Below are 12,096 nucleotides of genomic sequence, written 5' to 3'. Positions count from 1 at the left end.
TTGAATTGAAAGTTAAAGTTATATGGGGGTCAAGGTAGGGGCGCCTCGGTTGAACTGTCAAGTCATGGGTTCCTTGATCCTTTTCTTGGGCACGTAGAGTGTCCGTCATGGACACACCGCCCCAGCCCCGTTGGCTGACCGATGAGGAGACCCAGACCTGGTTCGCGCTGGCCGGGATGATCGTCAGGCTGCCGGCCGCCCTGGACGCCCAGTTGCAGCGGGACGCGGGCGTCAGCCACATGGAGTACATGGTGATGGCGGCACTGTCCGAGCATGCCGGGCGCACCCTCAGGATGAGCGACCTGGCCGCGATCGCCGGCTCCTCGCTGTCCCGGCTCTCCCACCTCGTCAAGCGACTGGAGAAGAGCGGCTGGGTGCGCCGTACGCCCGACCCGGAGGACGGGCGCTACACACTGGCCATCCTCACGGACGCCGGCTACGCCAAGGTCGCCGAGACCGCGCCGGGGCATGTGGAGGCCGTACGGCGCTATGTGTTCGACTCGCTCACCAAGGCGCAGCAGCGGCAGTTGAAGGACATCGGGCAGCGCATCTGGTCGGCCGTCGCCCCCGACGACTGCTGCCGGGCGCGGAGTTCACGGCCGCAGTGCCCCGCCACCGAGGCCTGAGCCGCAGGCGGTTAGCTTCGGGCGGGTGGGGCCGTGGTGCCCCGGATCTCCAGGGTCGGGGTCGTCAGGACCACCCTGCCGGGGCGGGCCGGGTCGGCGATCCGGTCGAGCAGACACTGGGCGGCGCGGCGGCCCACGTCATGACTGGAGTTGTCCACGGTGGTCAGCCACAGATGGCGAAGCCGGGAGAGATATGTGTTGTCGTAGCCGACGAGGGAGAGATCGCGCGGCACGTCCAGGCCCAGCTCCTCGGCGGCGGACAGGGCGCCCACACAGGCCATGTCGTTGAACGCCACGACGGCGGTGGGGCGTTCGGGCGCGCTCAGCAGCCGGACCGTGGCCCGGTAGCCGCCCTCCTCGGTCAGATCACCGCGCTCGACGGCCGCGAGGTCGGACAGCCCGTGCTCCCGCATCACCGTCTCGAAGCTGCGCCGCCGCAGCGCGCCCACCACACCGTCCCCGGCGATGTGCGCGATCCTCCGGTGCCCCAGCCCGATCAGATGCTCGGTGGCCAGCCGGGCGCCCAACTGGTCGTCGCCGGCGACCACGTCCACATGGGGGAGCGTGGGCTCACGGGCGCCCGCGACCACGGTCGGCACCAGACCGGCCGCCGTGCGCAGCGCCTCGGACGGCGGCAGTGTGCCGACCGCGATCAGCCCGTCCACCCGCAGTTCGGTGAACGTCCGCGTGAGGTCCTCGCCGAGCCGCCGGTTCAGATGGCCGTCGGCCAGCAGCATCCGCAGGCCGTTGTCGTGCAGCTTGGAGTTCAGCCCGTCCAGCAGTTCCACGAACCACGGGTTGCGCATGTCGTTCAGCAGTACGCCGACCGTACGGGTGCGGCGCTCGCTCAGACTGCGCGCGGCGGCGTTCGGCCGGTAGCCCAGCTCGTCCACGGCCGTCAGCACGGCCTCCCGCTTCTCCGGGCGCACCTGGTCGGAGCCGCGCAGCACCAGGGAGACCAGCGACTTCGACACCCCGGCCCGTTCGGCGACATCGCGGATCGTCGGGCGTCTCATGGCGTGGACCGTTCCACAGGGGGCCTGAGTTGTCAAAGAGCTTGACAGGGGCGGAGGGGCACCTCAAGGTGAGCGGCGTACGCTTCTGGAACGGTCCAAAACGGCGGCCGGTGAGGTACGCCGAACTGGATCGCTGAGGTCCGCCGAAGAAGAAGGGCAGTCATGGTGAGTGCGCTCGGGGTCGCCGTCGTGGGATTCGGCTGGATGGGACGGGTGCACACCCAGGCGTACGCGCGCGTGGCCCATCACTTCCCCCACCTGCCTCTGCGCCCGGAGCTGATCACCGTCGCCGAGGAGGTGCCGGGGCGGGCCGAGGAGGCCGCCGAGCGGTTCGGTTTCGCCTCGACCGCCCGGGACTGGCGGGAGGTCGCCGCCGACCCCCGGGTCCGGGCCGTCAGCATCACCGCGCCGAACTTCCTGCACCGGGAGATCGGCGTCGCCATGGCCGAGGCGGGCAAGCACATCTGGATCGAGAAGCCGGTCGGTCTCACCGCCGCCGACGCCCGTGCCGTGGCCGACGCCGTCACCGAGGCCGGGGTCCAGGGCGCCGTCGGCTTCAACTACCGCAACGCGCCCGCCGTCGCCGCCGCCCGCGAACTGATCGCCTCCGGTGAGATCGGCACGGTCACCCATGTCCGCATCCGTCTCTTCAGCGACTACGCCGCCCACCCCGAGTCCGCCCTGACCTGGCGGTACGAGCGGGAGCGCGGCGGCAGCGGGGTGCTGGGCGACCTGGCCTCGCACGGCGTCGACCTCGCCCGTTTCCTCCTCGGCGACATCGCCGCCCTCATCGCCGACACCGCGATCTTCGTCCCCGAGCGGGCCCGCCCCACCGGCGCCACCGCCGGCCACACCCGCGCCACCGGCGGCGAACTCGGCCCCGTGGAGAACGAGGACTACGTGGGCTGCCTGCTGCGCTTCGCCTCCGGGGCCCGGGGGGTCCTGGAGACCTGCCGGGTCTCCGTCGGCGAGCAGAACAACTACGGCTTCGAGATCCACGGAACCAAGGGGGCAGTCCTCTGGGACTACCGGCGTATGGGGGAGTTGGGCGTCAGCAGGGGGGACGTCTATCAGGACCAGCCGGTGAGTACGGTGTTCGTCGGACCCGGTCATGGTGAGTACGGCGCGTTCCAGCCGGGGGCCGCCAATGCCATGGGGTATGACGACCTCAAGGTCATCGAGGCGTACCGCTTTCTGCGGTCTATTGCCGAAGGCACGTCCTACGGCACGACGTTGGACGACGCCGTGCACAGTGCGATGGCACTGGATGCGATGAGTCGGTCTGTGGAGTCGGGGGTGTGGGTGAGTCTTTGATAGTGGTGCCTGAGTACGACGTTTGAAGTGCCGCGATAGGCCGTCAGTCGTCCGCAGCGCCTTCGTGGCTTGTCGCGCCCGCGCGGCGGAGCCGCATATCGACACAGCCCCGCGCCCCTAAAAGGGACCGTAACCGATTTCGCTCGGCCTGCTCAGGGCTGGACCCTGAACTGCCTTCCCGGAAGCCTCAGTTGCGTACCAGGAGTTGGAAGTCGAACGAGTAGCGCGATGCCCGGTAGATGTGGGTGCCGTGTTCTACGGCGCGGCCGGTGTCGTCGTACGCCGTGCGCTGCATGGTGAGGACGGCGGCGCCCTCGGGTTCGCCGAGGCGTTCGGCCTCCTCGGGGGTGGCGTTGCGGGCGCCGACGGTCTGGTGGGCGCTGTGCAGGCTGATGCCGGCGTTGCGCATCATGCGGTACAGGCCGGTCGACTCCAGCCGGGCGGTGCCGAGGTCGAGCAGGCCCGCCGGGACGTGGTTGCAGAGGAACGCCACGGGCTGGGCGTGGGTGAGGCGCAGCCGTTCGAAGCGGTGCACCTCTGAGCCTTCGGCGACACCCAGGGCCGCCGCGACATCGGCGGAGGCGGGGACGATCTCACTCGACAGCACCTGGGTGGTGGGCTGCTGGCCGGCGGCTTCCAGGTCGTCGTAGAGGCTGCTCAGCTCCAGGGGGCGTTTGACCTGGCTGTGGACGACCTGGGTGCCCACGCCCCGGCGGCGTACGAGCAGGCCCTTGTCGACGAGGGACTGGATGGCCTGGCGGACGGTCGGGCGGGACAGGCCGAGGCGTGCGGCCAGTTCGATCTCGTTGCCCAGCAGGCTGCCCGGGCCCAGCACTCCGTGCTCGATCGCGGCCTCCAGCTGCCGGGCCAGCTGGTAGTACAGCGGCACCGGGCTGCTCCGGTCGACGCTGAGGTCGAGCTTCTCTGTACTCCCTGTGGTAGCGCTGGTCACGCCATGAGGGTAACTGTCCGTACGGATGACAGGAACCCCTGTCATCGCGTTGTCCTGACAATTGGCCGAGGTGGGACGTCATGGAGGCCGGCGCTCGCCATGGTTATGAGATCGCAACGTGTGCCGGACGCGGGGCGGTGTGTCGCCCCTCGCTCGGGAAAACGGACCGCCCGAGTCCGTCGTGTGCGGATGCGGGCGCCCGAGTGCGGAGGTATTCCAGGTGTATGGCCTGAGTAAGGCGCCATCGAGATTTTGTACGGACATCTGGACCTGCTCGTGAAATGATGTCCTGACAAAGTATTGACAGGTGGGTGTTCCAGGGGTTTGTATCCCGTCCCAACGAAACAGCGTCGACGGCCTACCGGCACAATGATCCGGACTTTCATGTCCGGGCCCGCGCGGGGCATTCCGCCCGGCGCTGTCCCGTTCCCTTTCCCCCTGTCGCACAGTGAGGTGCAGGAAAGATGGACCGCACGTTTCACCGCCGCTCTCGCAGAGTGGTCCCCGTCTTCGCGTTGGCTGCCGCGTCCGCCCTTCTGATAGCGGGCTGCTCCAGCGACTCCGGAGGCAAGGAGGCCGAGGAGGGCGGGGCGAACGCCTCCGCGGGCAAGGCAGACACCCCCCAGATGACGGTCGCGATGGTGACCCACGCCGGTCAGGGCGACACCTTCTGGGACATCGTTCGCAAGGGTGCCGAGACGGCCGCCGCCAAGGACAACGTCAAGCTCGTCTACTCGAACGACCCGAACGCGGCCAACCAGGCCAACCTCGTCCAGAACGCGATCGACCAGAAGGTCGACGGCATCGCGGTCACCCTCGCCAAGCCGGACGCGATGAAGGACGTCATCGCCAAGGCGGAGAAGGCCGGCATCCCCGTCGTCGGCCTCAACTCCGGTATGGACGTATGGCAGGAGCAGGGGCTGCTCTCGTTCTTCGGCCAGGACGAGACCGTCTCCGGTGAGGCCTTCGGCAAGAAGCTCAACGAGACCGGCGCCAAGCACGCCGTCTGCGTCATCCACGAGCAGGGCAACGTCTCCCTGGAGGCGCGCTGCGCCGGTGTGAAGAAGACGTTCGAGGGCGACACCGAGAACCTCTACGTCAACGGCACCGACATGCCCTCGGTGAAGTCGACCATCACCGCCAAGCTCAAGCAGGACACCTCGATCGACGAGGTCGTCACCCTCGGTGCCCCGATCGCGCTGACCGCCGTGCAGTCGGTGGACGACGCGGGCAGTAAGGCCAAGGTCGCGACCTTCGACCTCAACAAGGAGCTGACGGACGCCATCAAGGCGGGCGACATCGAGTTCGCGGTGGACCAGCAGCCGTATCTGCAGGGCTACTTGGCGGTGGACTCGCTGTGGCTCTACAAGAACAACGGCAACTACAGCGGCGGTGGCGAGCAGCCGGTCCTGACGGGTCCGGCCTTCGTCGACAAGGAGAATGTCGACCAGATCGCCTCGTTCGCCGCGAAGGGCACCCGGTGATCCGGCCATGACCCAGGCAACGGCCCCGGCGGCGAACTCCTCGCCGCCGGCTCCGCCGGCCGGCCAGAAGGACGGCCGGACCGTACAACGCTCCCTGGGGCGGCGGCTGTTGGCCCGCCCCGAGGTGGGCGCGCTGATCGCCGCCATCGGGGTGTACGTCTTCTTCTTCGCGGTGGCCCCCTCCTTCCGGGAGACCGGAGCCCTCGCCACCGTCCTCTACCAGGCGTCGGTGATGGGCATCATGGCCCTGCCCGTGGCGCTGCTGATGATCGGCGGCGAGTTCGACCTGTCCGCCGGCGTCGCGGTGACGACCTCGGCCCTGACGGCCGCCATCCTCAGCTTCCAGCTGACGCTGAACGTGTGGAGCGGCGTGTTCGTCGCCCTGGTCGTCTCGCTGGCGGTGGGGGCGTTCAATGGCTGGCTGCTGATCAAAACCGGCCTGCCGAGCTTCCTGGTGACGCTGGGTTCGTTCCTGATCCTCCAGGGCTCGAACCTCGCGGTGACGAAGATCTTCACCGGCAACGTGGCCAGCGACTCGATCGCCGACATGGACGGCTTCGGGCAGGCCAAGAATGTCTTCGCCTCGGAGATCTCCATCGGCGGCGTCGACTTCAAGATCACGGTCTTCTACTGGCTGGTGTTCGCCGGCATCGCGACCTGGCTGCTGCTGCGCACGAAGTTCGGCAACTGGATCTTCGCGGTCGGCGGCAACAAGGACTCCGCGCGGGCTGTCGGTGTGCCGGTGAACTTCACGAAGGTCGCGCTGTTCATGGGCGTCGGCGTCGGTGCCTGGTTCGTCGGCATGCATCTGCTGTTCTCGTTCAACACGGTGCAGTCGAACGAGGGTGTGGGCAACGAGTTCCTGTACATCATCGCGGCGGTGATCGGCGGCTGTCTGCTGACGGGCGGTTACGGCTCGGCGATCGGCCCGGTCATCGGTGCCTTCATCTTCGGCATGGTCAACCAGGGCATCGTCTACGCCGGCTGGAACCCCGACTGGTTCAAGGCCTTCCTCGGCGTGATGCTCCTGCTCGCCGCCCTCGTCAATCTGTGGGTCCGCCACCAGGCGACCCGGAGGTGAACCCCGCCATGACAGACACCAACGCACCCTCCGCCGACGGCACCGCGAAGGACCCGGCCAAGGACGCGGCGCCCGGCAGGCCCGGTGACGACAAGCCGGTCGTGGAACTGCGCGGCGCGGGCAAGTCGTACGGCAACATCCGTGCCCTGCACGGCGTGGACCTGACCGTGCACCCCGGCAAGGTCACCTGCGTCCTCGGCGACAACGGCGCCGGCAAGTCCACCCTGATCAAGATCATCTCCGGGCTGCACCAGCACACCGAGGGCGACTTCCTCGTCGACGGCACACCGGTCCGCTTCTCCACCCCGCGCGAGGCCCTGGACGCCGGCATCGCCACCGTCTACCAGGACCTCGCCACCGTCCCCCTGATGCCCGTATGGCGCAACTTCTTCCTCGGCTCGGAGATGACCCGCGGCCCCTGGCCCGTCCGCCGCCTGGACATCGACAAGATGAAGGCCACCGCGGACGCCGAACTGCGCAACATGGGCATCGTCCTGGACGACCTCGACCAGCCCATCGGCACCCTCTCCGGCGGCCAGCGCCAGTGCGTCGCCATCGCCCGCGCCGTCTACTTCGGCGCCCGCGTCCTCATCCTGGACGAGCCCACCGCCGCCCTCGGCGTCAAACAGTCCGGCGTGGTCCTGAAATACATCGCCGCCGCCCGCGACCGCGGACTCGGCGTCATCTTCATCACCCACAACCCCCACCACGCCTACATGGTCGGCGACCACTTCAGCGTCCTGCGCCTGGGCACCCTGGAACTCTCCGCCGCCCGCGACCAGGTCAGCCTCGAAGAACTCACCAACCACATGGCCGGCGGCGCCGAACTCGCCGCCCTCAAACACGAACTGGCCCAGGTCCAGGGCGTCGACGTCGACGAACTCCCCGAAGAGGACGACCTCACCGCACCCGTGGCGACGCCGAAGGAGGGTACCGCGTGACGGAAGGGGCTCTCGGGCCCGCACGATGACGGCGGCCGCCACCCCATGGTGACCCCGCAGACAGCAACGGCCGGGTCGTCGGGACGGCTCTCCTGGCATGGACAGCCCTTCCACGTGAAGGGCTTCCAGGAGGGGCTTCCTGATGACCGCGGCCGTTTGCCTTGATACCGCCCCAGCTGGGGAATCTCCCGCCGGCCGGGCAGGACGGCCGTGAGCCGGCGTGCGCCGGGTGGGTGAAGGGGGCCGTGGGGGCGTGCGCCGGGTGGGTGAAGGGGCGGTGGGGGCCGTGCGTCGGGCTCCGTGAGGCAGGGGGATGGCCGATCATTCCGTCCTTCCTCTGTCGTCTTCCTCCTGGAGTCCGTCATGCGTATCGGTTCGAGGGGTCTGCGGCGGGCCGCGCCGTTCCTCGCCGTCGCCGGGGCGTACACGGCGGCCCAACTCCTGCTGGTGCCACCGGGGATGGGGCTCGGCTGGGACGAGGCGGTGTATGTCAGCCAGGTCAGTCCGCACGCACCGGCCGCGTTCTTCAGCGCCCCTCGGGCCCGGGGAGTGCCGCTGCTGGTCGCGCCGGTCGCCTCGTGGTCCTCGTCGACCGTGCTGCTGCGAACCTATCTGGCGGTGCTGTCCGGTGCCGGACTGTGCCTGGCCCTGTGGGTCTGGCGGGGGCTCTTCCCCATGCGTGTGCTCCTGTGGGCCGGTGGGCTGTTCGGGACCCTCTGGGTGACGCTCTTCTACGGGCCCCAGGCCATGCCCAACTACTGGGTCGCCATCGGGGCGCTGATCTGCGTGGGGTGCTTTCTGCGGGCCGGAGGGGACGCCGTCGAGCGGCCCGTGCTGTGGGGGATCGCCGGCGGTACCGCGCTGATGGCGTGGACGCGGCCCACCGACACCGTATGGGTGACCCTCCCGCTGTTCGCCCTGCTGATCGGCGTACGGCGATGGCGGCGGCCCTGGCCCGCGATGGCGATGGTGGCCGGGGGCGGCACCGGAGTGGTGGCCTGGATCGTCGAGTCGTACGCGCAGTACGGAGGGCCGGCCCGGCGGCTCGCCGACGCCTCGCGGATTCAGGGCGGGCTCGGCTGGAACATCGCCGTCGACGACCAGTTGCGCGCTCTGGCGGGGCGCACCCTGTGCCGTCCCTGCACCGGTGAACTGCCCCATGTGGCCGTCATGGCCTGGTGGTTCGCGCTGCCGGTGCTCGCAGCCCTCGGCGTGGCCGTCGCGTTCCGGGCGGGGCGCGCGACGCCCACCGTGGTACCGGTGGCCTGCGCCGCGACGGCAGCCGTGCCCTATCTGTTCCTCATCGGATACGCCGCGCCCCGCTTCCTGCTCCCGGCGTACGCCCTGCTCGCGATCCCCGTCGCCGACGCGCTGTCGGCGCTCGTCACCGGGGCGGGCGGGGCCCGGCGGCCGGCGGTCGGGGCGGGCGTGGCGCTCGGGCTCAGCGTGCATCTGGGCGTGCAGTACGCCGTACTGGCGGGCACCGTCGAGCGGACCACCGCCTCCCACGGCGACTGGCACCGCACCGCCACCGAGCTGCGGCGACTCGGCGTACGGCCACCCTGCCTCCTCACCGGTCACTACGCCATCCCCATCGCCTTCTACGCCGGCTGCGCCTCCGCCCACACCCACGGCAACAACGCCAACACCACCCGCGAGGGGATCATCGGCACCGCCGAGCGCATCCCGGTCGCCGCCCTCGTCGGACCCGGCGGCGGCCCACCCGAGTTCGCCCGGACCTGGCCCGCCCACCAGGTCGCCGGGTTTCGACTGCATGTGGCTCCGGCGGGGCGGTAGCGCTCCGCCGGAAGTGCCGCGATATGCCGTCGCGTATGCCGCCCGCGTTCCGCGGCGCCGTCGTGGCCGGCCGCTCCGCACACCGGCGACCGGGATGCGCTCGACCCGCTCAGATGGAGGCGCGGCGCGTCCGGGCGCGATCGCCGGTCAGGACCACCAGCGCGCCCACCGCCACGAGCAGCACCGCCAGCAGCAGACAGGCCACCGTGACCCGGCCGTAGCCGCCGACCCCTCGGTCCGGGTCCAGGAAGGGGTACACGTACCGGTCGGCCGCCTCGCCCCGGAGCAGGGCGTAGCCGACATAGAGGAGCGGGGGCAGCAGCCAGTACGCGGCCCGGCGGTAGCCGATCCGGTGGCGTGGTGGATCGGCCAGCCAGTCGGCGATGAGGACGACGGGCATCACCTGGTGCAGTACGTGGTGGGTCCAGTCCGGCATCAGGGTGTTGTGGGGTTCGGTGAGGATCAGGCCGTAGGTGATCCCGGTGACCGCCATGTACAGCACCACCGCGCCCCGCACCTCGTCCGGTACGCCCGGCCCGCCGCGTGACCCGGCCCAGCCCTCGGCCAGCAGGACCAGACAGGCGGCCACGCAGCTCAGATTGGTGAAACGGCTGAAGAAGTCCCCCAGCCCGGTCGGCGAGTCGGCGGCGTGGTCCGCCGCGACACCCAGGGCCACGGCGAGCAGGAGGCCCAGGACGATACGGGACACGGTGACGGGGAGCGGCCGGGACCGGCGCAGGGCGTGCGTCATGCGCCCAGAGGTAGGGGAGGTTCCGGCCACCGGCCCGCATTGGTTCGTACGAGGGCGGTGTCCTGCCGTCGTGCCACGGGTCGACCGCCGGGGGGCCGCTCAGGAGCCGTCGGTGAGGAAACCGTCCCTGACCTTGTCGAAGACGGGACGGTAGGTGTCCCAGCCGGAGTCCGGGGCCGAGAGATAGATGTCGTACTCGCGTTCGCCCTCCTGCCCGTAACCGAGGTCGATGGCACGGAAGGCCCGGGCCCGGCCCTCGAACGTGAACTCCCAGATCGCGGCGGGCTGTCCACGGAAGGTGGTGCGGACCATACGCAACTTCCGGTACGTGCCCGGGTAGTTGACCTTCGTGTTCGCCTCGATGTCCTTGAAGTGGGCGAGGGGATGGGTGCCCGCGGGGTCGACGATGCCGATGCTGATCTGGGCGAGTCCGGTCGGGTCGATGTACGTGACCTGCTCGGACGTCCGTGTCTTGAGCGTCCAGTCGTCCGGTACGGGGAAGGAGACGCCGAGGCCCTTCTCCGTGACGAGGCGGAAGCCGTCCGGGACGGGGGAGGGCGAGTAGGAGGGGGTGGCGGCCTGCTCCTTCGTCGGGTCGCCGTCCGTGCCGACCGTGCTGTAGAGCGCGGCTCCGACGAGGGCGGCGGCCACGGTCACGGCGATGGCGACGGGGACCAGTACGCGGCTACGGCGACGACCGCGGCTGCGGCTCTTGCCCCGGCGTCGATGGGAGAGGGTGGCGCTGTCGCCGGGCTGCCCTTGGGCGGCCGGGATGCCTCCCTGACGGGTCTCGGGGGCGGCCGGGGCGACTCCCCGGCGGGTCTCCTGGGTGGCGCCCCGATCCGTCGCCCGGTCGGCCCGGTCCCGGTCGGCCCGGTCTCCGACGATCCCGTCTCCGCCGATCCGGCCGCCGTCGGTCCGGTCCCCGTCGGTCCAGGACCCGAAGACCCGGCCGCCACCCGTGCCGCTCGCACCGGACGGGTTCCCGCCGGCCGTGCCGGGGGCGGACGCGTGCCCGGTGGCGGCCGGCCTCGGCAGGGCCTCGGTCGTCGACCCGGAGACCACGGCCCGCAGCGCCCGTTCCGTGTCCTCGGCGGAGGGACGGTCGGCGGGGTCCTTGGCGAGAAGCGCCTCGATCAGGGGTTCCAGGGCGCCGCCCTGCTTCAACGGCTCCAGGGGGTCCACGGCGATGGCGTACGCGGCCTCCATCGCGGTGAGCCGGCGGAACGGCGGGCGGCCCTCCACCGCCTGGTACAGCGTGGCGCCCAGTGCCCACAGGTCGGAGGCGGGGCCGGGCTTCTGGCCACGAATGCGCTCGGGGGCCATGTAGTGGATGGAACCGACCATCTCGCCGGTCTTGGTGAGGGTCGAGGCGTCGGCGGTCATCGCGATGCCGAAGTCGGTGAGGACGACCCGGCCCTCCCCGGCCAGCAGCACATTGCCGGGCTTGACGTCCCGGTGCAGTACGCCCGCGGCATGGGCGGCGCGCAGGGCGGCGACCATGCCCAGCCCGATACGGGCGGCCTCCTCCGGCGCGATGGTCCGGCCGCCCTCCAGGACGTCGGCCAGGGTGGGCGCGGGCACGAACTCCATGACGATGCAGGGCTGTCCCTCGCCGTCACCGCCCGCTCCGCGGACGCCGGCGCCGATGCCGTCCATGACGTCCTGGTGGTCGTCCACGACGTCATGGACGACGACCACGTTGGGGTGGGCGATCCGGGCGGCGCTGCGGGCCTCGCGGCGGGTGCGCTCGTACAGCCTGGTCAGGTCGTCGGGGGAGAGATGGGGCTGGATGTGCAGTCGCTTGAGCGCGACCTGACGGCCGAGGACCTCGTCCTCGGCCCGCCACACCGTGCCCATGCCGCCGCGGCCGATCTGCTCCGTGAGCCGGTAGCGCCCGGCGATGAGCCGCCCTACGTCCTCCGACACCGCGTGCCCTCCGCCAGCCCTGCGTACGTTCGATTCGCCCGGCCACAATAACCGGCCGCCGGAACCGGCCATGGGGCGGATCGGTGTGGAACGGTGTGGACCGGTGCGGACTGGTTCCGGTGGACGCCCGGGCGGGCGGGGAGAGCGGAGGGGGCGTCGGCCGGGGCTGCGGGCGGGGCCGTTCGGCGTAACGTCGAATTGTGGA

10 protein-coding genes are annotated in these 12,096 nt (G+C 70.5%); 6 read left to right on the top strand and 4 right to left on the bottom strand.

The annotated features are described in order from the left end of the window. Positions 1-107: 107 nt before the first annotated feature. Entirely contained in the window at positions 108-626 is a 519-nt protein-coding gene (locus ACWD4G_RS29970) for a MarR family winged helix-turn-helix transcriptional regulator (protein ID WP_451298847.1), read from the top strand. An 11-nt stretch (positions 627-637) separates the two neighbouring features. Here the strand turns inward: ACWD4G_RS29970 and ACWD4G_RS29965 are convergent, their stop codons facing one another. Further along, positions 638-1,642, bottom strand: coding sequence for a LacI family DNA-binding transcriptional regulator (locus ACWD4G_RS29965; protein WP_451298845.1), 1,005 nt, complete (start codon positions 1,640-1,642; stop codon positions 638-640). 162 nt (positions 1,643-1,804) lie between these two features. Between ACWD4G_RS29965 and ACWD4G_RS29960 the strand changes: the two genes are divergently transcribed. After that, entirely contained in the window at positions 1,805-2,956 is a 1,152-nt protein-coding gene (locus tag ACWD4G_RS29960; protein ID WP_451298843.1) for a Gfo/Idh/MocA family protein, read from the top strand. Positions 2,957-3,143: 187 nt separating this feature from the next. Here the strand turns inward: ACWD4G_RS29960 and ACWD4G_RS29955 are convergent, their stop codons facing one another. After that, positions 3,144-3,908 (bottom strand): GntR family transcriptional regulator, encoded by a 765-nt coding sequence (locus tag ACWD4G_RS29955; protein WP_451298841.1) that lies wholly within the window; start codon positions 3,906-3,908, stop codon positions 3,144-3,146. Between the two features lie 464 nt (positions 3,909-4,372). On the opposite strand from ACWD4G_RS29955, the gene ACWD4G_RS29950 reads away from it, so the two are divergent. The 4 genes from ACWD4G_RS29950 to ACWD4G_RS29935 all read left to right on the top strand — a co-directional run bounded on the left by ACWD4G_RS29950 (position 4,373) and on the right by ACWD4G_RS29935 (position 9,211). After that, positions 4,373-5,392, top strand: a complete 1,020-nt coding sequence (locus tag ACWD4G_RS29950; RefSeq protein ID WP_451298839.1) for a sugar ABC transporter substrate-binding protein — start codon at positions 4,373-4,375, stop codon at positions 5,390-5,392. Positions 5,393-5,399: 7 nt separating this feature from the next. Continuing rightward, positions 5,400-6,473, top strand: a complete 1,074-nt coding sequence (locus tag ACWD4G_RS29945) for an ABC transporter permease (RefSeq protein WP_451298838.1) — start codon at positions 5,400-5,402, stop codon at positions 6,471-6,473. Between the two features lie 8 nt (positions 6,474-6,481). After that, entirely contained in the window at positions 6,482-7,414 is a 933-nt protein-coding gene (locus ACWD4G_RS29940) for an ATP-binding cassette domain-containing protein (protein ID WP_451298836.1), read from the top strand. A gap of 363 nt (positions 7,415-7,777) precedes the next feature. Then, a complete protein-coding gene (locus ACWD4G_RS29935; RefSeq protein ID WP_451298834.1) occupies positions 7,778-9,211 on the top strand; it encodes a hypothetical protein in 1,434 nt (477 codons plus the stop codon). A gap of 109 nt (positions 9,212-9,320) precedes the next feature. On the opposite strand, the gene ACWD4G_RS29930 is transcribed toward ACWD4G_RS29935, so the two are convergent. Both ACWD4G_RS29930 and ACWD4G_RS29925 read right to left on the bottom strand, forming a co-directional pair. Further along, positions 9,321-9,962 carry a Pr6Pr family membrane protein gene (locus tag ACWD4G_RS29930; RefSeq protein WP_451298832.1) on the bottom strand — a complete coding sequence of 214 codons (642 nt, stop codon included), beginning with the start codon at positions 9,960-9,962 and terminating at the stop codon, positions 9,321-9,323. A 99-nt stretch (positions 9,963-10,061) separates the two neighbouring features. Then, positions 10,062-11,891, bottom strand: coding sequence for a serine/threonine-protein kinase (locus tag ACWD4G_RS29925; RefSeq protein ID WP_451298830.1), 1,830 nt, complete (start codon positions 11,889-11,891; stop codon positions 10,062-10,064). Positions 11,892-12,096 lie beyond the last annotated feature (205 nt).

Source organism: Streptomyces sp. NPDC002643, assembly GCF_053592555.1.
The sequence above is the reverse complement of the archived record's forward strand: the minus strand, read 5'-3'. Positions and strand labels throughout refer to the sequence as shown.

Excerpts from the sequence above, each read along its gene's own strand:
- ACWD4G_RS29970 (WP_451298847.1), top strand. The coding sequence starts at position 108 with ATGGACACACCGCCCCAGCCCCGTTGGCTGACCGATGAGGAGACCCAG.
- ACWD4G_RS29965 (WP_451298845.1), bottom strand. The coding sequence starts at position 1,642 with ATGAGACGCCCGACGATCCGCGATGTCGCCGAACGGGCCGGGGTGTCG.
- ACWD4G_RS29960 (WP_451298843.1), top strand. The coding sequence starts at position 1,805 with ATGGTGAGTGCGCTCGGGGTCGCCGTCGTGGGATTCGGCTGGATGGGA.
- ACWD4G_RS29950 (WP_451298839.1), top strand. The coding sequence starts at position 4,373 with ATGGACCGCACGTTTCACCGCCGCTCTCGCAGAGTGGTCCCCGTCTTC.
- ACWD4G_RS29945 (WP_451298838.1), top strand. The coding sequence starts at position 5,400 with ATGACCCAGGCAACGGCCCCGGCGGCGAACTCCTCGCCGCCGGCTCCG.
- ACWD4G_RS29940 (WP_451298836.1), top strand. The coding sequence starts at position 6,482 with ATGACAGACACCAACGCACCCTCCGCCGACGGCACCGCGAAGGACCCG.
- ACWD4G_RS29935 (WP_451298834.1), top strand. The coding sequence starts at position 7,778 with ATGCGTATCGGTTCGAGGGGTCTGCGGCGGGCCGCGCCGTTCCTCGCC.
- ACWD4G_RS29930 (WP_451298832.1), bottom strand. The coding sequence starts at position 9,962 with ATGACGCACGCCCTGCGCCGGTCCCGGCCGCTCCCCGTCACCGTGTCC.